Below are 21,877 nucleotides of genomic sequence, written 5' to 3'. Positions count from 1 at the left end.
ACCAGTTCTGTTTTGGTAAGATGGGTGTAGGACATGTCAGATACACTCTCCTTAACTTTGGTTGGTTATTCGTTGAGTATATCATGACATGTCTTTTTTGGTGTCTCGCTTAATTTTACAATCTAGATTGATAAAGGATCCTCTGTACAATCTATTGCTGATAATGCAAATAGATTTGGAGTATATAATAAGTATGGACAGTGGATTGGAATTCCTTTATGGGTTCATAGAAGGTGTTCAAGTCCAATGTTTACCATTTCTAATGAAATTGCTTATGATAATAAAATGGTCTTAGCTAAAAAGGAAAAGCTTGGAGAAAGCGCATGGTTTCATTGTATAGGTAGTGCAATTAATCGCCAATTTGTAAAAGAACAAGCATACTTTGTTGCGGAAAAGATCGCCTCACAATGGAAAAATGGTATAGAGCCACCAGATATATATGTAATCACTCCTTTTACCGCTGTTAAAGACGGTATTAAGAACATTGTAAAAGCACGCTTAAAGCAAGAAGGTATTCCAATTCGAGATATAAGTAGCTGGATTATTAAATCAATAGGAACCGTTCATACATTTCAGGGCAGGCAGGGAGGCAGATATTGTTTATTTTGTAGCTGGAACAGATGAAAAAAGCGATAGCGCTGCCAATTGGTCATGTTCTAAGCCTAATCTAATTAACGTGGCTGTGACAAGAGCAAAAGAAGAATTTTACATGGTAGGGGATTATAAACGTCTTTCAAAAAAAGAATATTATAAAACTATTGCAGGAAATATTGGTGAAGTTTACAATCTTGAAAATAGCAGGTATGTAATAAAGAAATAGAAAACGTTCTTATTATGATAACATGAAATTATAGAAAAGAAGCTTGTTTTATAAAATAAGAATATTAAATCCCCACACGCTATAAGTGGGGATTTAATAGCTATATACGTTTTGTTCAATAAACTTTTGAAATCTTTGAGAGGGGTTTTTGGATGAAGGAAAGCAGCATAAAAAAAGGCATGCTATATGCAAAGAAAACTCTTGAAATGGAGAACTTAAAGGTAAGTGAAGAACAGACTAATTTAGTCAGAGAAAGCTTAAATGGAGAAATTTCTCACGATCAATTTATTAAAAAAGCTTTAGAGTTAGCAAATGAAAGTATAACCCAATCAAAATAATACTATGAAGGTGACAGATATGTTTTATTGAACCTCTCGTGACTTTGGTTATAAGGGGTTTAAAACTAGCTAGTTACAAAACCTCAAATACCGTTTCTATGTTTTTAGGAATATAATTCTTATTAATTTTCTGTGTTTGACAAACAGCATATTCCATAGCTTCTAACAAGGATTCAACAGCTTCCTTGCTAAATTGGTTCCCCAGAAAAATTTAATCCATCAGCGTTTTGCAAATCCTCTTTAGTCTTTTCCATTTTTTTAGCAATATATCTCCCGTCTTTTTCGGTTAGTTCATTCCGATTATCATTTCTTTTGTCTGTCCTACCTAGTAAGTAGTCTACAGATACATCGTAGAAATCAGCTAAATTGTTTTAGTGTATCGTATCAGGTCGTCTAGTCCCTTGTTCATAATTCGCTAATTTACCTCTAGAAGCAGTTTAATATTGGATTATATTTTTTTGTTTTCTTAAATAAACAAGTCGTTTTTTTAACGTTTTTTCACCTTTAATTATCATTATAGGAAATAAAGTGTTTCTAGTCTATAAAGGACGCAGGATGTTTCTGTTGTTGGAGGTTGAAGCTAGTATACATCAAAAATAATAGATTGTAGAGGAGACAAATCTCGTCAAAAAGTATCTAAATGGTATTACACCATAAATGCTTGTCTCTATTGAAGAGGAGATAGAACCACTTCTTTACATTTAGCGAAAAACATCGCTGCGTATTATGGTTTATCAATTGATGAAAATTTTTTTGAAAAAAAGCAAACGATTCGTTTCCTTGATCAAAAGCTATCCATTTAGATAACCTAATACCCAAATTTTTGTTTTAAGTATTTAGGTTCTGTTGTCGAACCGAATTTACCGTGTGCTTAAAGGAAAAAAGCAAGATCAAATATTCAAAAATTGTATTAAAATATGTGCATTTATGAGATTACCCCAAACGGAGTTTTTAATGCAGAAAAGCAAGTAACTAAAAATGATAGGGCAGTCCATCTATTCATTTTGCATATGTTAAGAAGAGGGGGGATTTCATGACGAAGCAAAATGAAAAGAAGCGTCCAAAGAGAAAAAGTCATTTAAAGCTTGGAAAGGAAACGTTTGGCGACATGCCAATGGAAGAATGTTTCCGAAAAGCATTTGAACCCTATTTCAATCCAGATAAAGCAAAGAGCACTTATTTAAGCAGGCTTGAATAAGCCTCCTTTTTTTCAGATGGACAAGCACATATCTACTTTACTGTTCATTATAAATCAAAAATTATACGAATAAAGCAAATATTTAACGAGGCGGTGTTTGAAAATGCAACATGTGCATTAATAAGAATACCTAGGAGTGTATACTGCCCCACTTTACCAAAAGATGAAACGTTTACAGGTTGGAGAAAGCCTTCAATGTGGTGAAGCATGTATTACGTATACAAAGTTCAATTTGTACGAACTTACGTCCTAGGAAAATTCATGGATGCTATTCCACTTTAGACAAGTGTTATAAAAGAGTGTGTGAGGTGTAACGAATGGGTGGAGGAAACATTAAAAGATATAGTTGTAAAGGCTATAAATTATGCTACAGGACAGGGATAAATTGAGCTTGGAATTTATTTGGCCTGCTTGCAAATCTTATATCTATGCCTGATTCCTGTGAAATTAAAAAACTGCTGAAAACCTAGCGACTTACATGAATAAATGCATCATGATTGGAATAGGTGGTCGAATTCAAACTCGCCGATTTAAAGGTAAAGACAAAAAACCGTTTTGTTACTGAAGTTTTAGTGGGAGTGTTCAATTCATAGAAAGCAAAATAAAAATTCAGAGCGCTTTAACATCCCACAACTAAGCCAAATCACAACAGAAAGTTTCATCAAAATGATTTTAATCCCCTCTTAAGGAAGAACACAACCTACCGATAAATTACAGCAATTTAATTTAATTGAATTATTTACAAAGATGGGGAAATAGACATACATATGAAGATGAGGTTATTTATCCAAAATTGAATATCTCACGAGCCAAATATTATCAAATGAAGAAAAAGGCATTGGAAGAGCATTGTTTGGTCATGAATTTTGATTGAGCAATCCATAAATTCTAAGAATGCACTTTAAATCTAGCTTGAACTAGACAATGTAAGAAGCAAACTGTTTCTTAATTTCTTAATATTTCCAATGGGTGGTTTGAACTGATTTTAAATTTTATAAAGACAATTTGGTTCGTTTCATTAGGACTATAATAGGTATACTTCTTTTGCAAGGTATAAGTTGGTTGTTGCATACCGACTTTGTTACCAATTTTTTTATTTCTGATTTGAGTGATAGTCTCTAATGATTTTTGATATAACTCTGGATTATAAGGTTCTTTTTTCTTTAAAAAGTGATAAATTGCAGTTAACAACATTCGTGCAAGCGGTTTCGGATTTTAGGATATTTTTCACTTTTGGCTATAGCAGTTTGCACACTGTACCAAAAGGGCTTGATATAAACACCAGTTTTTGAAACCCGTACTAGTTTTTTCTTGCCAGCACTTTCATTATTCGTAGGTGTTAGTCCTGCTCAGGAACATAAAAGCTTAACTGTAGGAAACACATCCATATTAACGCCTATTTCGGAAACCAAGAAACCACGGCAATGGCTGAAAAGATGTTCTTAAAAAACGGAACAGTTAGATTAAATTAATTTCTTCTCTACAGGGCTCGACAAGAGAAAGTATCAACCATACTACTAATCGGTATCAGTTCATTCTTTCTACTGAGAAGAAAAAAGTTTAATAGATAAAAGGAGAGTTTCAAACTAGCTCTCCTTTTATCATGATATGCACTTTTCTATAAGTTATATTTGATTAATCAAATATATAGTAGATTTCCATAGCTACAATGTTATAATATCCCTAAGTGTATAAGGCTTTCATGGTTGGTGGCTCACCCCTTTAATAAGAAAGGGGGTGAGTTTATGACAGTATTTGAAACGTTAATGTTTTCCGTCGCTCTTTCTTCACTTATTGTTGCGGTGCTATCGTTTCATCAAAAAAAATAACCACCCATAGCGCCTTAGCAAGCATGTGGAAGTGGTTATTTTATCCTTTTTACATTGTGAGCTGCACCCTTGAAGGGCTATACACTATACCGTTTGGTGTCACAGCACCAGACGGTCTTTTTTATTGTATGTCTTTCTATCTATAATTATACCTGATTTTGACACAAAATGAAAACTTTTTGGATAAATACTTTTCGTGTACTTTTTTTGTACGATTTTAGCTATAATCCGTATTACGTTATTAGTATCAAACAAATGTTCATATACGTTGTAGGAAGCGCTCCATGTGTGAGATGGAGCGCTTTTTCTTTGTATAAAAATAAGGAGGGATAAAACTGCTGTATACTGGCTAAAACAAAATTAAAACTGGTCGCTATAAAAAAATATAGATCAAAGAATAGAACTAGATTCATTTCCTCATCCTGATAACTATGTATCTTTAGGCCAACTTAATTCGAAACAACTGTTTAAGAACAGGGAAGGGAACAGAAAAGAAAGTTAAGCAGTGATTTTTTAAGTATGTATAAACCTTGAAGTGGAATAATATGTTATGATAAAACTAGTTTATATGAGAACTGTTTTGTGAATAAAAGAGGTGTTATGATGGATCGAATAGCACTTACTATATCGCTTATTCTATCTGTTATTGTAACCTTTTTAAATGTTAATGCTGACGATTATGTGGACGCCACATTTATGGGGATTATTTCTTTGCTTGTGCTAATAGAATTAATAAAATCAACGAAAAGCAAAGGTGATACTTCAGTTTAATAAATTGCATTTTTGTTCTAATGACGATGCTTCACAATAATTTCTCGTAAGTATATAGATTCATTCGAATAACACAGCAAAAAACATGTAGAAAACAAGATGCTTCCGAGTGAAATGTAATAGAAGGAAACCTGGGGCATGTGTTCGATTTTATTTCAAGTACGCCTTCGTCAAAAATGTAAAACAACTATTTCACTTTCATCTTCTATATAATTTTCAAACCAAAGAGAAAATGATACGTTGGGTTGCTGGATATTCACAGCCCTTATGTTTTAAAAAAAGTAAAAATATAAAATACTAATCTATAATATTTCTATTTTTGGGGGAAAGTATGTGAAAGTATTAAACTTAGAAGATAAAATTTCATCTAAGCAAAAAGGATATATAACAGAAAGTAGAGTTGCAGAATTGATAACATTAGGCTCACAAGGGCAATTAACATGCTATACCCCAGATTCGGATGATGACGGAGTTTGATATCATTGTAAATTTGAAACGTGCGTTTAGATCTGTTTATGTGCAAGTGAAGAGCCGATTCATATTAAATAAAAACAAGCACTTTGTTCAGAATGTAGGATTACACACTTTCAAGAGTCATCCGTCATTTTACATTATTTTTATGTATTTTACTCCTGATGATTTAGAAGTGGCTACAGTATGGTTAATACCATCAGAGAAATTTGAAGAATTAGCGTATCCTATATCTGAAGGTAAATCCTATCGTTTTAGCGCTAATCCTAAATCCGAAATTGATAAATGGGCACAATTTAAAGTGAACAAAGCATCTTTAGGTGAAGAGCTGCTGAGAATTTGTCCAAACTAATAATGCTGTAGGAAGAATCATGCTTTTATAGAAAGGTCAAAATCATACTAGTTAACATGCAAAAAGGAGAATGCATCAATGATTACATCAGAGGAAATAAAGAAAAGGCTTTGGGATGGTGCCAATGAATTAAGAGGTTCTATGGATGCCAGCCGATACAAAGATTATATGTTAGGCTTAATGTTTTATAAGTTTTTAAGTGATAAAACATTAGACACATTTAAAAAGAGCAGCGGTATGAAGCAAAGTAACGAGAAAGAAATCGTACAAGCCTATCACGAAGCGTATGAACAATACGGTGAACAATTGATAACGATGATTCGAGATGTACTTGGTTATTACGTATTACCTGATAATTTATATCAAACTTGGCTAGAAGATATACAGGCAGGAGAATTTGAAGTTCAAAAAGTAACGGATAGTTTAAATAGCTTTGAACGAACGGTAGCTGTGACTGGTGATGCGGATGACTTTAAAGGGATATTTTCAAATTCTACAATTGACTTTACAGACACTGCTTTGGGTAGTAATTTGAATGAACGTAGCAAAAATATAAAATCGCTTATTTTGCTTTTTGCTGACTTAAATATGGTTGCCTTACAAAAAGGCGATGTCTTAGGTGATGCGTATGAATATCTCATCGGACAATTTGCAATGGAGTCAGGAAAAAAAGCGGGGGAATTCTACACGCCCCACCAAGTAAGCGAAGTAATGGCGCAAATTGTAGCTAAAACATCAGGGATTGAGTCCATTTATGACCCTACTGTTGGGTCGGGTTCTCTATTATTAACTGTTAGGAAACAATTGAATGAAGATGCACAGAAAAGTTTAATTTATTACGGTCAAGAAAAAAATACTGCAACATATAACTTAACCCGAATGAACTTATTACTACATGGTGTGCGTCCTGATAGAATGACCATTCGAAATGGCGATACGTTAGCAGAAGATTGGCCTGAAGACCCACAGCGACCAAATGAAGGTGTGCAGTTTGATGCGGTTGTGATGAACCCACCTTATTCCGCAAAAAACTGGAATAAATCAGACTTAAAAGTAAGTGATCCACGATTTGAAATTGCTGGAGTGTTACCTCCAGATTCGAAAGGAGATTATGCATTCCTTTTACATGGACTATTTCATCTAGGACAGCATGGTACGATGGCAATTGTTTTACCTCATGGCGTATTATTCAGAGGTGGAACAGAAGGTGAAATTCGTAAACGTTTAGTAGATAAAAATTATATTGATACAATTATCGGATTACCAGATAAATTGTTTACAAATACAGGCATTCCAGTTACTGTAATCATCTTAAAAAAGAATCGAAACATCGGTGATCCAGTGTTAATTATTGATGCGTCAAAAGATTTTATGAAACTAGGAAAGCAGAACGTCTTACAAGAAAAAGATATTGCAAAAATTGCCGATACGTATACAGAGCGTAGAGAAGAAAAAGGTTATAGCCATTTAGCAACAAGAGAAGAAATCATAAAAAATGAATATAACTTAAACATTCCACGTTATATTGAATCAATTGCAGACGATGTCCCTCAAGATGTTGATGCGCATTTATTTGGTGGAATACCACGTTCAAATATAGCAGAATTAAACGTTTTAACATCAACAGTTCCTAACATTTTGGAACAATCTTTGAAAGAAATTCGTAATGGCTATTTCGTCTTATCAAGTTCGATCGATGAGATGACGGAGAATATATTAAAAGATCCTTATGTCATAGAGAAATCAAATGAAATGGAAGTTAAAATAACAGCTTACATGAATAAGTATTGGGAACTACTTAAAAATATAGATAATGTAAATCAAATAACAGATTTGAAAAATGAAATGCTTATCGAAATTAAAAACATTCTATCCGAATTTAATCATGTTAATATCTATGATGGGTATCAGATTATTGCGGAAATTTGGCAACACACATTGACAGATGATACTGAAATTATTGCATCTAATGGTTTTTATACATCAGGTCGTACACGTGTCCCGCGTATGGTAACAAAAGGAACAGGAAAGAAAAAACGTCTAGAGCAAGATGGTTGGATGGGAAGCATTGTGCCTAATGCCTTAATTACAAAGCATTTATATAGGGATGAGTTAGCAGCAATTGAAGCTAAGAAAATGAGATTACAAGAAATTGAAACAGAATTAGCTGACTTAGTAGAAGCTGCCAAAGTAGAAGATAGTGAAGAAGAACTAGCATTAGGGGAAACGTTAAATGAAAAAGAAGATGCATTTCTTGTTGGAGCTGTTAGAGCGAAAATAAAAAAAGTAAAAAAGGATACAACAGAATATGCATTATTAAAAAATGTAGAGTCATTGTTAAACGAAAAAGCAACGTTAAATACAAAAGTGAAGAAATTAGAAAAAGAATTAAAAGAAGCAACAGAAGAACGTATCTTAACATTAACAAATGCTGAAATTGATATGTTAATGTATGAAAAATGGTTTGGGAATGTTGTGGATAAAATGGTGATTCTAATTGAAAATCCTTTAAAAGAGGAGCTACATACGCTTGAAATGTTGCAGGAACGTTATTCTGAGACGTTATCTACAATAGAAGAAAAAAGTGAACAATTAGAAAAACAACTTGAAGCAATGATGCATGAATTGATGGTGAATGAGTGATGGAGCAAAAAAAACGAGTGCCCAAAAGAAGATTTAAAGGGTTTGTAGATGAGTGGGAAGAACGAATATTAGAAGATTTAGGTAGGTTTGGAAAGACATACTCATATTCTCGTGCTAAAGAAGGAGTAGGTGACTACTATCATATTCATTATGGGGATATTCATAAGAGGTATGATGGTGTAATAAAAAAGACTACAAAAATACCATCTTTAAAAGTGGAAGGTAATTATGAGACTTTAAACAATGGAGATATTGTACTTGCCGATGCCTCGGAGGACTATATGGATTTAGGGAAGACAGTAGTGATAGAAGAAGCCAACAAAAGAAAAATAATTGCAGGACTCCATACATTCAAATTCACACCTAATGAATATTTGAATTCTTTATTTTATCTTTACTATTCTCAATCCAGTTTATTTAAGAAATTCAGTTATAAAACAGGGACTGGGATCTCAGTATTTGGGATTTCTAAAGAAAATATAAATAAAATGAAGCTAAAAATACCATCTTATCTTGAACAGCAAAAAATAGGTGATTTCTTCAAGAAACTTGATGATATGATCACTATCCAACAACGTAAGTTAGAAAAAACAAAAGCGTTAAAATCTGCCTATCTTGCTGAAATGTTTCCTGCTGAAGGCGAGCGATTGCCAAAAAGAAGATTTGCAGGATTTACGGGTGAGTGGAGGGTAAAGAAGATTGGAAAATTAATGAATGTAACATCTGTAAAAAGAATTCATCAATCAGATTGGAGAGAAGAGGGAGTTCGATTTTTAAGAGCTAGAGATATTGTGGCTTATTCTAAAAATGAACAACCAACAGACTTACTCTATATTTCTAAAGAAAAATATAAAGAATATACAAGGTTATCAGGAAAGGTAAGCAAAGGAGACTTACTGGTTACAGGCGTTGGGACAATAGGTGTTCCATTTCTTATAGAGAATGAAAATCAAATTTACTTTAAGGATGGAAATATAATATGGTTTAAAAATCACAAAAAAATTGATGGTTACTTTTTATACTATTCTTTCAAAACTAAAGTTATTCAAAATTATATTCATAATATAGCAGGTATAGGAACTGTAGGCACTTATACAATAGAGAATGGAAAACAGACCCCCATTTATCTACCTAGTTTAAATGAACAGCAAAAAATAGGTGATTTCTTCAAGAAACTTGATGATATGATCACGAATCACCACCGTAAATTAGAAAAGTTACAAGCGTTAAAACAAGCATATCTACATGAGATGTTTGTGTAAAAGGGAGTGAACTCGATGAGCAATGCACCGAAAAACGCTACTGAGAAGACGTTTCAAGAAAGTTTTGTTAAGAGACTACAGAAGTATAAATGGGAAGCGCCTGAGGAACTGAATGGAAATAAACAAAAGGTAACCGTTCAACATTTAATTAACCATTGGCGTAGTGAGTTAAATCGTATCAATGTGGACCAATTAGAAGGTGTTCCACTAACAGATAATGAGTTTCGTCAAGTGATGACAAAAGTTAACCAAATCGCTAATAGTTTTGAAGCAGCAAAACTATTAGCGATGGAGGGATCAAAAGGCAAGATTGATGGGATTTATCGTGATAATCACCCTGATGTGACGAGAAAACAAATTACATTAACGATTTTTAAAAAGGCGGAAGTACGTGGTGGGGATTCAAGTTATCGTATTGCCAGAGAAGTAGAGTCAGAGAATGGTAATCGTTTTGATATTACTTTGCTTATTAATGGATTGCCTTTAATCAATATTGAGCAAAAGCGTACAGATAAAACATTAGACGAAGCTTTTCGACAATTTAAACGGTATTACCAAGATGGAGAGTATACATATAACTTCATGGCATTTTCGCAAATGATGGTGATTACATCAGAAATTGCCACACGCTATTTTGCCACACCTAAAACGGTGCACGATTTTAACCCAAGTTTTGTTTTCCATTGGGCAGATAAAAACAATCGACCCGTTAATAATTGGGAAGAAGTCATTAGCCAATTTCTAATGATTCCCATGGCGCACCAAATGGTTGGAGATTATCTAGTCATTGATGAAGCGCGTGAAGAAGAGAATAGACGTCATATGCTGATGCGTTCGTATCAAGTTCATGCATTACAAGCAGTTGAAGCTGCTGCTTTTGGTTGGGATAATAAAGATAGACTCCCACATGGAGGATTTGTTTGGCATACGACAGGTTCTGGAAAAACGATTACAAGTTTTAAAACAGCTCTATTCTTATCAACTCGTGTAGGATTCGATAAGGTCGTTTTTCTCGTTGATAGAAAAGAATTGGATAACCGCACAAGTGAAAATTTTAAAGCGTACGCAGCATACGAGTCCGTTTCAGTTGATGATACAAAACACACGTATCAACTAAGGAAAAAGTTAACATCAGCCAATAATGGAATTGTCGTTACAACAACATTTAAACTAAATACTTTAGTTAAAGAATTAGAAGAAGCGCAAGATAATAATTTAGCCGAGAAACGAATGGTTTTTATTATCGACGAAGCCCATCGGACGACAATGGGACAAATGATGGGAACAATCAAGCAATATTTTAAGAAAAATAGTTTGTTTTTTGGTTATACTGGAACACCCCTGTTTGATGAAAATAAAGTAAAAGGAAAAATCAATGAAAAAAGTGAAATTATTAATACAACGGAGAAGTTATTTGGACCATTATTACATCAATATACCATTGATGAAGCAATTGCTGATAAGAACGTATTAGGTTTTCATGTCGATTATATTAACACAGGTGAATTTGAAAGCTATGATAGTTTAAGAGAGCAAATCATATCTGAGATGAAAGAAGAGCAACCTGATGTAGTTGAAAGAGAAATCGAGCGACTTGTATACAGCTGGTCTGAATTAGAAGTTGAAAAACAGGCAAAACAAAGAAATATCCTTAATTATCATGATGAAACGCATATTCCACGTGTTGTCGAAGAAATATTGAGTAATTGGGAATCTCAATCACAAGGTAGAAAGTTTAATGCAATTTTAACCGTTGCTTATAAGAAACGAGTCATTGCTTATTATCATGAATTCAAGAAACAGATGAAAAAAAAGGGAAAATCATTGAATATGGCGATGACGTTTAGTTTCGGTAATGAAGATGATCCTGAGCCGCTAGACCCACTTATTGTAGAAGAAATGTTTAAAGATTATGCTGCATTTACTGGAATCGAATTTGTCGCAGGAGATAAAAAGCATGGTGAAGAAGCTTACTTTGAAGATGTTGTAGTGAGAGCGACACGTGGTGGTAGTGGACGTCATCCAAAAAATATCGACCTTGTCATAGTAGCAGATCAACTTTTGACAGGCTATGATTCAAAGCGTTTAAATACACTGTATGTTGATCGTTCACTCGAATTACAAGGCTTAATTCAAGCGTACTCGAGAACGAATCGTGTATATGGCTGGAACAAAGAATTTGGCTCTATTATAAATTTTCAGTACCCTAGAATAACTGAAGAAATCGTAAATCAAGCATTGAGGTTATATGGAAGTGGCGGAAAGAGTAGTAAAGCAATTGTAGAACCATATCAAACAGCAGTGGAAAAACTAGCACTAAACATAAGTGAAATGATTCCAACTCTACCTGACCCAACGAGTTGGCAAACAATTATACACGATGAAGAGAAGAAAGAAGCATTTATTCTTGCTTATAAAGATGCGGCTGAGCAACTTCATTTAGTTCAACAGTATTATGAATATAAATGGGATGACGTTGCTTTTGGACTTGATGAGCATACGTGGATGCGCTATGTAGGCGCATATAAAAATATTACGTGGGAACCGGGGAAAGCAGCGCCTTCTACACCTGGAAATGTGCTAGTTGGAAAAACGAAATTAGCAGGTACACAAGTAATTGATGCAAGCCATATACTAAATTTAATTGGTTCCAAGACCACCTCATCTAACGGAAAGCAGACGGTAGATACGGAAACATTACGAATTATTTACCAGCAAATTGAAGAGCTAAGTAATATGGGGGATCATGAACAGGCGGAATTATTAAAAGAATTTGTGATGGAAGAACTTGAGCCTGGTAACATATCAAGTGAGATCAACTTTGACGAAGCATTTGAAAATTGGAAAAACGATAAAAAGAGAAGTGATATATATAAAATCGCACAAGATTGGGGGTTAAATTCGACGATTTTTGAAAAGTCAGTAGAGGCATATTCAAGCACAAGCCCTAATGACATTCCTTTTATTGATGATTTAATGGATAGCTTAGACTTTGATTCAGCAAAAAATAAAATAGCCAATAATCAATTACAACATAATTTAGCTTTAACACCATTTCTTTATAAAGTCATTCCAAAAATAAAATCGAAATATAATTAAATATTATGGGTGATTAAATTCGGTATTCAGTAGTCTATAAGTAGTAGAAAATAATAGTTCATAATAAAACCTTAAAGAAGAGTTCACAAAGTTCGGTGTAAGGAGATGAACATGAAAATAAGAAATAGAAAAGATACTTATGTTATATTGATGTCTACATTAGGTATTTTATTAAGTGTTATTATTCCACAGTTAGATTTACCATCTTATATAATATATCCATCATTAATAACTGGTATAGCTATCATGGTTTTAGGAATACCAGCAATGTTTATAAGATAATTAAAATGAATGAAAGGAGATTTCTACACTAAAGTGTGGAAGTCTCTTTTTTTGAGGTGATTATTTGTCAAGTCCAGGTATTGTTTTAGTCAGTAAATTTGTGATGGCCGATTCCAAAGAGTATCAAGATTATATTAATTATATTGATAGAAATGAAGCGAAAGTAAAACAGCAATTGAACTTTAAGCGTGATCATGAGGATGACTTTCAGATATTTCACCACTATATGGAATACATGGGAGATGAAGAAAAGCAAGGAGAACTGTTTACGCAGCATCATAATATATTAGATGATAAACAAAAAAAGAAATGAAGCAACAGTTTCAACTGGGTCAGAAAAAAGGCTCCCCTATGTGGCAGGATGTCCTTTCGTTTGATAATGCTTTTTTAGAAGAACAAGGTTTATATAATTCGAAAACAAAACAGTTAGATGAACGGCGCATGAAGAATATTGTCAGAGGTGCAGTAAAGGAAATGCTCCAGGCCGAAAAGATGAATGATACAACTGTTTGGGCAGCTGCCATTCATCATAATACTGATAATATTCATGTGCACATTGCAATGATTGAGCCGAAGCCAACGAGAGAAACTGTGCGCTTTTATGATGAAGAAAATGATATATGGGTAGAACGGTTTCGCGGCATCAGAAAGCAAAGTTCTTTAAACAAAATGAAATCCAAGGTTGCCAACCAAATGTTAGATCGAAGTAAAGAATACAATCGAATCGATGCGTTAATTCGTGGTGCTGTTCATTTCAAAAAAGAACAGCGAATGAATCTAGCAACCTTTAAACGCACAAAGAAATTGTACATGCAAGCATTGACTCATTTGCCGAAAGATTTACGGCAATGGAGGTATGGCTATGAGTCTGTTAATGATACAAGGTCATACATTGATGAGATGGTTTCCATTTATTTAGAAACGAATCATGCAACAGAAATGCAGGAATTGAACCAACTATTAGATGAGCAAGTGGAAATCTCTAAGCGATTATACGGAGAAGATAGCAAGCATGAAGCATATAAACAGACAAAAATAAACGATTTAAAAAAGCGCATGGGAAATGCTGTTTTAACAGAAATGAGAGAACAGATAAAAGAAGATCGTGCTAAGCGTTTTTATCAAAAAAAGCAAGGTCGTCCATATTCTAATTTTACGTATATCCCGTATGCTTGGGAACGAAAGTTAAATATTAACTATTCTTTGATGAGGTTAAATAACAGTCTAAGGAAAACCTATCATGACTATAAACGTGAACGAAACATTGAAGAATTTGACCGAATGATGGAAGAAAAATAACTAAGGGGGAAACAACATGTTGGAATGGTTTCAGCAAAATGAACTACTTGCTATAATGATGGTTTTTTTGTATTTTAACTATACTTGCTGTAAAGTGTAGTTCATTGTTCTATAAACAGTTTTTAAAGTGGAAAGTAACAAAGCGAATGGCGCAGTTAGGAATAAAAGATATTGATCGTATGGATGGATTTCAATTTGAAGCGTATCTCAAAGTATTGTTTAAAAAGTTGGGTTATTGTCCTTTAGTTACGCAAAAATCTGGAGATTATGGGGCGGATGTCATTTTAAAAGGGAAGAATAAAGTTGTCATACAAGCAAAACGATACGGCTATAAGAATCGTGTTAGTATGGATGCTGTAAGAGAAGTGTATGCAGCACAAGCGTTTTATCAAGCAGATGAGGCTTGGGTAATTACCAATTCTTTTTATACAAAGCAGGCAAAAGAGCTTGCTAAAGCGTGTGGAGTAAAACTATTGAATAGATACGAACTAGAACAGTTTATTATCAAGATTAATCCTGAACAATCTCCAAAGGAAGTACTAAGAAAAAAAGCGTTTATTAAATAAAGCAAATCATAAAAGATAAATATAAATGCCTCGAAATGGTTTCGTAAAAAAATGGGAAAGGAATGGTTGGAGTGAGAAACAAAGAACAGAGTATTTTAGATTATTTTGGAGTGGCTAGTCATAAGGAATTACTGGAGTTTATGCAAGAGCATCCAGAAGATAAAGATGTTCTTTTGTTGAAGGAACTGTTTATTCGTATAGAGTACGGTGGTAATACGGATGAATAACAACTAATAAACTTTTTAAGATTAAATTAGAGCAAATTTTTCATTCGTTAAAGGAGACAAATTAAGATGACTAGAAAGAGTAAAACAATTGCCATAATTCAACTATCAAAAGAAAAGTCCTAGAACAAGAATATGGATTGAAAGGACTATTTTAGAGATAGCATTGAAAAAAAGAGAGAATTAATTTTAATCCTGTTGCACAAAAAGACATCAGAACTAGGGTGGAGACCTTAATAGGGGTGCAAATAAGTGAAGTATCTCCAAGCAAACCAAGTAAAAAACGCCGTTCAGAGGATGTATTAATAAAGAACTTAAAAAACCGTATTAAAGTCATTAGAAGAAGAAAACGAACATTTAAAGAACAAGTTCATTTGGGAGTTTATGAGACATGGCAAACTGTTTTAGCGTTATTGTATGTCTTATAACTATTATTTCGTCGAATTAGTGTAAACTTTCGCTATGGGTATGTGTTAAAATAAACTTAAGAAATATAATTTACGAGATCTATTTTCAACAAAAGGTATTTATAGAATTCAAAACAATTTCAGTTAAGGTATGCTTCTTGATCTCTATATATCAGAAAATACATAGAAGTCAAGTCTTGAAATAGAACGCTAGTTCCTTTATATTTGTATCCAGACATCTTTTAAATGAATTAAATACCTTGAAAGCAGGTGAGTATACAGTGAAAATTGACACACCCAAGATACCTGAAGATCTAAGAGACAGGAGATTTACAGATATTTTTTATGAAGAAGATCCGGAATTTGAAATGTGTATGGTTACGGATTCTAATTTTTCCAACGAAGCACTGGATCGAGTGCGACTATATAAAACAGTGATTAGGAATTGTAATTTCACAAATACGGATTTTAACCGAATTGATCTTACCGATGTGGTTTTTGAGAATTGTGATTTATCTAATGCTGATTTGAGTCATGCATCCATGAATCGAGTTGAGTTTCTTAATTGTAAGTTGCTAGGCAGCAACCTAACAGAGTCTTATATCGGTAATACAAGATTTAGGGAATCAATTCTTAATATGGTTACGTTCGGTAGCTCAAAACTTGAAAAGGTGATTTTTGATGATGTTGCGTTAGAAAGCGCTGACCTTTATAAGTGTAAGCTTAAAAAAGTAGAATTTCTTTCATGCAATCTTAATGGCGCGAGTTTTGAAGAGACACCATTAAAAGGAATTGATATAAGTTCATCCAATTTTGATTCTTTAACTGTTTCAATAGAGAACTTAAAAGGATGTATAGTATCATCCTCTCAAGCGATACAATTTGCTTTGTTATTAGGACTAAAAATTCGACAGCATTGATACCGGTTAACCCATTTAACTTCGTACTTTTGATTTTAATGCTAATATCAACAATGCATTGATATTACAATAATTAAATATATTAAATGAAAGGTTGGAATAGATGACAACTTATCAAGTCATTGATTTAGAAAGTTTTCCAAGAAGAAACTATTATGATTATTTTATGGCGATAGATACAATGTTTGAAATGACAGTAAAAATAGATGTTACCCAAGCAGTTAAAAAATGCAAAGACGAATCTATAAGTTTTTATGCTTACTCTATTTTTAATTTAACTAGATCGGTTAACGAAATTCCGAATTTGAGGTATGCCCACATAGATAAGCAATTAGGAGAATGGCAAGAATTAGTGCCAACGTTTACGGCTTTTAATCAAGAAACTAAGTTATTTTATAGTTTATGGTTGGAAGGATTAACGGATTATAAATCTGTTAACCGTGAGTACAGAAAGCTTATAAAATACTATGCAAATACAACAGATATCGCACCAATGGGAGATGCTCCCCCCAACGTGATGAATATTTCATCAATTCCTTGGATGCATTTTGAACATTTTTCATCTCATTCAGGAGCTATCAAAAATAATTTAACACCAATGATTACCAGTGGAAAGTACGAAAAAGTTGGTTCACAGTTGTTAATGCCAGTGAATATTAAGGTTCATCACGCAACAGTAGATGGTTACCATGTGACGTTATTTTTTGAAATACTGCAACGTGAATGAACCGTTAACTTTTAGGAGAAAGGGATGTAGAGCAAGCGTAAGAGGTGTACTCTTGCTCTAATCGTTTTTATAATATACTTCTTGAACCTTCTAGCAGAATATTAAAAAGCATTTAATTTCAAGCTAGAACTATTCAACTAAAGGGTGCGATTGTAGCAGACTAAAAGCCTAATTCCTCGATAAAATATAAAACAGGAGTTAGGTTTTTTATTTATGGTATATTTTTATTGGCTGTAGTCAATTGTCTTCTAACAATTATATTGTATTTTTCTTTTTAATTTAATGCGTTAAATATATGTTCTTAGAGTAAAAGTATTGATGTTAAAGTATTTTTAGTATTTTACTCCTGATGAGCTCCTGAACCAAGTCCTGAAGATAAACAAATTACCAAAGGTCTGAAAGAGGTATTGGAAAAACTGAATATACAGTTTTTAGATCATTTTATTGTCGGAAAAGAAAGTGTTTATTCATTTGCAAAATATATTCCTGAATATGTATGTAGAAATGAAGATTATAGCAGTTTTGTTCAAAAACAGGCTAAGATAAAAAGAGGTAAACAAATGGCATTTGAGCTGGGATTATGAGTGAGAAAGAGGGAGAAATATCTAAATGGGAAACATACTAATCTTAGCCGAAAAACCAAGTCAAGGAAAAGCTTATGGCGATGTGTTTCAAAATGTAAGCAAACGAGACGGGTATCTGGAAGTGCAAGATAGTCGTTTTTTTAATTGAGAAAAAGCATATATTACTTGGGGATTTGGTCACTTAGTGGAGCTTGTGCCTCCTGAAGCATATAATCAGAGTTGGAAGAAATGGGATTTGAATAAGTTGCCTATTATGCCTGAGGCGTTTCAGTTTCAAGTAGCTAAAGATAAGCAGAAACAATTTCAAGTGGTGAAGCGTTTATGCAACCAAGTGAAAGGAATTATTATCGCTACAGATAGTGACAGAGAAGGAGAAAATATTGCAAGAAGTATTTTGCAACAAGCTGGTGCAAACCATAAACCGATAAAACGATTGTGGATCAATTCTTTGGAAGTCGAAGAGATTGAAAAAGGATTGCAACGCTTACAAGATGGCAATAACTACATTGCTTTGTATAAAGAAGCACAAACAAGACAGTATAGTGATTGGTTAGTTGGCATGAATGCTTCTCGTTTATACACATTGCTTTTGCAAAAGAAAGGGTTACAAGGGGTATTTAGTGTTGGGCGCGTACAAACACCAACGCTCTATTTGATTTATAAACGTCAAGAAGAAATTGCAAACTTTACGTCCCAGCCATTTTTTGAGCTCGCAGGAAATGTGACGGTGCATGAGCAAAGCTTTGAAGCTAAACATAATCAGCGCTATGATACCATACAAAAAGCGATGGATATTTTACAGTCCCATGGTATTCAAGAAGGTGTGCAGGATGGGAAAGTAAAAGAACTAGAAAAGGCACAAAAGAAAACGAGGGCTCCGAAGCTGCATTCTTTATCTACTTTACAAACAAAGATGAACAAACAACGGAAGTATAGTCCATCGATGGTGCTAGCGATTGTTCAAGGGTTGTATGAAAAGAAATTGGTCACCTATCCTCGAACGGACTGTCACTTTATTACAGAGAATGAATTTGCTTATGTGAAGCAAAACTTGACTGCCTATCAAGATTGTTTAGGTATTTCTTTTTCTGTGAAGTATCCAGAAGCAAGAAAAGCGTACGTGGATAACTCAAAGGTACAAGAGCATTACGCCATCATTCCAACCAAACAAGTTCCACAGCTGGAACGTTTGACAGAAAAAGAAAGGGATGTGTATCGAGAAATCTTAGCAACAACCTTGGCCATGTTTGCACCCGATTATGAATATGAAGAAACAAAAGTAATCATTGATGTGCGAGGGTTAAGCTTTTATAAAACTGGAAAAGTAGAAAAGAATCGAGGATGGAAGGTATTATTTCCACAGGAAAAACAACAGAAGCAAAAGGAACAACCTGCGCAGCTTCCTGCCATGAAGCAAGGAGATGCTTGCATGGTCGATGTATTTATAAAAGAAGGAAAAACGCAACCTCCTAAACCGTATACGGAGGGTAATTTAATTCAGGTGATGAAACATGCGGGAAAGGACGTTGAGGATGAAGAAGCAAAGCATATTTTAAAACAAAAGGAAGGCATTGGAACAGAGGCTACTAGGGCAAGTATTATTGAAACGTTAAAACACCAGCAGTATATTGAAATAAAGAAAAATGTGGTGTACGTAACATCAAAAGGGAAAATCCTTTGCCAAGCTGTAGATGGGACATTACTAGCTAGTCCAGAAATGACAGCAAAATGGGAAACTTATCTAGCGAAAATAGGGAGAAAGGAAGGATCTCAAGATAAATTTGTAGCTAATATAAAGAAATTCGTTACTTATTTATTGGAACAAGCACCTAATCAATTAGCAACGCTAAAAGGTGAAATCAACCAGGTATCAGAGCAATCCTATGTTGGCGATTGTCCCATGTGTCAAACCGGTAAACTGCAAGATAAGGGGAAATTTTACGGATGTAGTGGCTACCAAGAGGGATGTACATTTAGCCTGCCTAAAACAATATTAACGAAGAAGTTGCCGCAAACAGCTGTTCAATCTCTTTTAAAAGGAAAGCGAACGAATTTGATTAAGGGATTTAAAAGTAAGAAAAGGAAGAAGTTTGATGCGTATTTAATGTTGGATTTAGGAGGGAAAATAACCTTTGAATTCCCGAAGAGGAACAGGGGGAAATCGTAGTTTTCTATTTTTTGTGAAATTAGAGCTGTAACTTAAATTTAGATTTAACTACAGCTCATTGTATACTAATGGATCCAATTGTTATTTATTTAATCTAGTAATCTCTGAGTAGTTGAATTTAATTTTAATTAAATGATCATAAATTATAGTTTGGATTAATTTATAATACACTCTATCTGAAAATTCGAACGTAAATTTATAATGTACAAAAAAAATACCTTTATACATTATAATCCCGACTAAAAATAAAACAAGGGCTATCATGCCGTATGCAGAAAAAATCATATTCATAACAGTACCTATCCCATCTTTCCAGGAATCTGTATCTTTAAGGGAAAGCGTAAATAAAAAAGCTAAAAATGCTATAGGGATAGAAACAATTGTAGAAGGAATAACGGACTTTAAAAAATGTTTAATAGAGTATGACTCTAGTTCATCTATTTTTATTTGAATGTAAGAGTAAATGGTTTTCTAATTTAGAATCGCTTAATTTATATCTGTTTTTCCATTCTAAAAAAATTTGTTGGCTTTTAATAAATTGAGCATTTTTTCTTTTGTATTTTGTTTCCTTTTTAATGTCTTTTACCAACTCTTTAATAATTGTGTCAATGTTAATAATGTGTAACCCTCCTGATACCAGTTAAATATGACAGACCAAGTATATAATTGTATATATTTTCTGTGCTTTTGTTCAAAGCTTTTTCTTTTCAATGAATGGATTCACTTATTAAGATTGATTCCTACCAAAACCATTGTTTAAGTTGAATATTTTCATAGTTTTCCTTGTAAATACGATCCATTTCTTTGAGTTGAGTTATATTATCTATAAAGCGTTCCATTAAGGCGTGATTTGCTTTTCCGTCAAAATATTGGTTGATTTTGCTTAAAATAACCTGATGTTTTTGTAAAAGTGACAAAACAGCGTAACTGTGCTCTAATTGCATCTTTGTAATGTCCACATTTTCTTCTAAGTTCTGTTTAATTTGCTTCTCTAACGCTTCTTTCTGTGCTTTAGTTTCTAGGTAATCTTTCCACCAATCACTTCTACTACTCATTGTTTCACCATCCCTTATTAACGTATATGTAGCCATTGAGCAAGTATTTGATCGATTTGTTTAAAATTTTTACTCATTTTAACCATATGGTAAGCTATTTCTCCTGTATCATTTTGATTCTTTCGAAGCTTTTCCAAAAGATGTTCAAACTCATTTATATCGATCAAAGAAGGAATTCCATCTGTTCCAATATTTGTTAATTCACGAAATATTTCATCCACATGAGAGGTATTTAATTTATCGTAGTTTCCTAAACCAACTATGTTTCTATATGTATTTCTTAATTGTTTCATTGAATCTAGATGATCGTCCAGTAATCGAATTAGCGCAGCTCTTGTAGTTGCAATTAGTTCTTCGCTTTCCTCCATTTCCATGGCTAATTGATGCATAAGCTCTGTTTGAATACGGATATGAAAGTCATGAACGCCCCTATTTTTCAATTCCAGTGGCGAGGATTGTAACTGCCCTTTAATTTTTTCACCATATAATAAGTGGGGAAGGAAATATCCTTCTTCATTATACATATCCTCACTTACGTAGTTCTTGATACGATGTGTCTTAAGAGTTTTTCCGTTGTTCACTGCTGGATCACCGACATAATATACAGAACCAACAGAGTGCTCGTAAAACGTTCCCACGAAGTCGTCATGGTATGTGTAAGAAATAATATTATCTTTAAATTCTCCATTTAAAGCTCGTTTCTGATCTTCTTTGGATAACAGATCAAACACGTCAGCTGAAGCAAACGTAACCGCGTTTGAGTCATGTTTGACAGCGAAATATTGGGCAAGACCTCCCCCTAAAGAATGTCCGGTAAAAACGATATTGTTTGCACCATGCTTTTTAACATATTTTTCAACAAT

18 protein-coding genes and 4 pseudogenes are annotated in these 21,877 nt (G+C 33.6%); 18 read left to right on the top strand and 4 right to left on the bottom strand.

Annotated features, from left to right (window positions below):
- Window positions 1-246 precede the first annotated feature (246 nt).
- Both HLX49_RS13605 and HLX49_RS13600 read left to right on the top strand, forming a co-directional pair.
- Window positions 247-624: a hypothetical protein gene (locus HLX49_RS13605; RefSeq protein WP_296362550.1), complete on the top strand. Its 378-nt coding sequence runs from the start codon at window positions 247-249 to the stop codon at window positions 622-624.
- A 348-nt stretch (window positions 625-972) separates the two neighbouring features.
- The gene (locus HLX49_RS13600; RefSeq protein WP_077703342.1) at window positions 973-1,158 is read left to right on the top strand and encodes a hypothetical protein; all 186 of its coding nucleotides are present in this window, start codon (window positions 973-975) and stop codon (window positions 1,156-1,158) included.
- Between the two features lie 73 nt (window positions 1,159-1,231).
- Here the strand turns inward: HLX49_RS13600 and HLX49_RS13595 are convergent.
- Window positions 1,232-1,523: pseudogene (locus HLX49_RS13595) on the bottom strand (helix-turn-helix domain-containing protein); the annotation flags it as partial.
- Window positions 1,524-2,191: 668 nt separating this feature from the next.
- Here HLX49_RS13595 and HLX49_RS13590 point away from each other — a divergent pair.
- Window positions 2,192-2,356 carry a hypothetical protein gene (locus HLX49_RS13590; RefSeq protein ID WP_162985790.1) on the top strand — a complete coding sequence of 55 codons (165 nt, stop codon included), beginning with the start codon at window positions 2,192-2,194 and terminating at the stop codon, window positions 2,354-2,356.
- A gap of 945 nt (window positions 2,357-3,301) precedes the next feature.
- Here HLX49_RS13590 and HLX49_RS13585 read toward each other — a convergent pair.
- Window positions 3,302-3,550 carry a hypothetical protein gene (locus HLX49_RS13585; RefSeq protein WP_217697383.1) on the bottom strand — a complete coding sequence of 83 codons (249 nt, stop codon included), beginning with the start codon at window positions 3,548-3,550 and terminating at the stop codon, window positions 3,302-3,304.
- A gap of 1,235 nt (window positions 3,551-4,785) precedes the next feature.
- On the opposite strand from HLX49_RS13585, the gene HLX49_RS13580 reads away from it, so the two are divergent.
- From HLX49_RS13580 to HLX49_RS13505, 15 genes and pseudogenes are all read left to right on the top strand, one after another.
- Window positions 4,786-4,956 (top strand): hypothetical protein, encoded by a 171-nt coding sequence (locus HLX49_RS13580; protein ID WP_296362546.1) that lies wholly within the window; start codon window positions 4,786-4,788, stop codon window positions 4,954-4,956.
- Between the two features lie 333 nt (window positions 4,957-5,289).
- Window positions 5,290-5,433, top strand: a complete 144-nt coding sequence (locus tag HLX49_RS13575; RefSeq protein WP_296362545.1) for a hypothetical protein — start codon at window positions 5,290-5,292, stop codon at window positions 5,431-5,433.
- Window positions 5,417-5,779 carry a hypothetical protein gene (locus HLX49_RS13570; protein ID WP_296362543.1) on the top strand — a complete coding sequence of 121 codons (363 nt, stop codon included), beginning with the start codon at window positions 5,417-5,419 and terminating at the stop codon, window positions 5,777-5,779. Before HLX49_RS13575 ends, HLX49_RS13570 begins: the two co-directional genes overlap by 17 nt.
- Before the next feature lie 78 nt (window positions 5,780-5,857).
- Complete coding sequence (locus HLX49_RS13565) at window positions 5,858-8,422, top strand: type I restriction-modification system subunit M (protein ID WP_296362541.1); 2,565 nt, start codon at window positions 5,858-5,860, stop codon at window positions 8,420-8,422.
- Entirely contained in the window at window positions 8,422-9,684 is a 1,263-nt protein-coding gene (locus tag HLX49_RS13560) for a restriction endonuclease subunit S (protein ID WP_296362539.1), read from the top strand. Before HLX49_RS13565 ends, HLX49_RS13560 begins: the two co-directional genes overlap by 1 nt.
- 15 nt (window positions 9,685-9,699) lie before the next feature.
- Window positions 9,700-12,783, top strand: coding sequence for a type I restriction endonuclease subunit R (locus HLX49_RS13555; RefSeq protein ID WP_296362536.1), 3,084 nt, complete (start codon window positions 9,700-9,702; stop codon window positions 12,781-12,783).
- A 111-nt stretch (window positions 12,784-12,894) separates the two neighbouring features.
- Window positions 12,895-13,065: a hypothetical protein gene (locus HLX49_RS13550; protein ID WP_176087303.1), complete on the top strand. Its 171-nt coding sequence runs from the start codon at window positions 12,895-12,897 to the stop codon at window positions 13,063-13,065.
- Between the two features lie 103 nt (window positions 13,066-13,168).
- Window positions 13,169-14,364: pseudogene (mobP2, locus tag HLX49_RS13540) on the top strand (MobP2 family relaxase).
- Between the two features lie 104 nt (window positions 14,365-14,468).
- Window positions 14,469-14,930 (top strand): restriction endonuclease, encoded by a 462-nt coding sequence (locus tag HLX49_RS13535; protein ID WP_483372456.1) that lies wholly within the window; start codon window positions 14,469-14,471, stop codon window positions 14,928-14,930.
- Window positions 14,931-15,001: 71 nt separating this feature from the next.
- On the top strand, window positions 15,002-15,157 hold the full coding sequence (locus HLX49_RS13530; protein WP_296362528.1) for a hypothetical protein: 156 nt from the start codon (window positions 15,002-15,004) through the stop codon (window positions 15,155-15,157).
- 221 nt (window positions 15,158-15,378) lie between these two features.
- The gene (locus HLX49_RS13525) at window positions 15,379-15,582 is read left to right on the top strand and encodes a hypothetical protein (protein WP_254843962.1); all 204 of its coding nucleotides are present in this window, start codon (window positions 15,379-15,381) and stop codon (window positions 15,580-15,582) included.
- 260 nt (window positions 15,583-15,842) lie between these two features.
- Window positions 15,843-16,481 (top strand): pentapeptide repeat-containing protein, encoded by a 639-nt coding sequence (locus tag HLX49_RS13520; RefSeq protein ID WP_077703347.1) that lies wholly within the window; start codon window positions 15,843-15,845, stop codon window positions 16,479-16,481.
- 103 nt (window positions 16,482-16,584) lie between these two features.
- On the top strand, window positions 16,585-17,208 hold the full coding sequence (locus HLX49_RS13515) for a CatA-like O-acetyltransferase (RefSeq protein ID WP_296362525.1): 624 nt from the start codon (window positions 16,585-16,587) through the stop codon (window positions 17,206-17,208).
- A gap of 368 nt (window positions 17,209-17,576) precedes the next feature.
- Window positions 17,577-17,792 (top strand): annotated as a pseudogene (locus HLX49_RS13510) (JAB domain-containing protein); the annotation flags it as partial.
- A gap of 25 nt (window positions 17,793-17,817) precedes the next feature.
- A pseudogene (locus tag HLX49_RS13505) lies at window positions 17,818-19,959 on the top strand (type IA DNA topoisomerase).
- A 740-nt stretch (window positions 19,960-20,699) separates the two neighbouring features.
- Here the strand turns inward: HLX49_RS13505 and HLX49_RS13500 are convergent.
- Both HLX49_RS13500 and HLX49_RS13495 read right to left on the bottom strand, forming a co-directional pair.
- Window positions 20,700-21,014, bottom strand: a complete 315-nt coding sequence (locus HLX49_RS13500) for a hypothetical protein (RefSeq protein WP_121639562.1) — start codon at window positions 21,012-21,014, stop codon at window positions 20,700-20,702.
- Between the two features lie 17 nt (window positions 21,015-21,031).
- A partial coding sequence (locus tag HLX49_RS13495; RefSeq protein ID WP_296362521.1) for a lipase family protein occupies window positions 21,032-21,877 on the bottom strand: 846 nt, incomplete at its 5' end.

Source organism: Virgibacillus sp. (genome assembly GCF_013393565.1).
In the GTDB taxonomy this organism is placed as follows: domain Bacteria; phylum Bacillota; class Bacilli; order Bacillales; family Amphibacillaceae; genus Virgibacillus; species Virgibacillus dokdonensis.
This window is presented reverse-complemented; position numbering and strand designations above follow the sequence as displayed.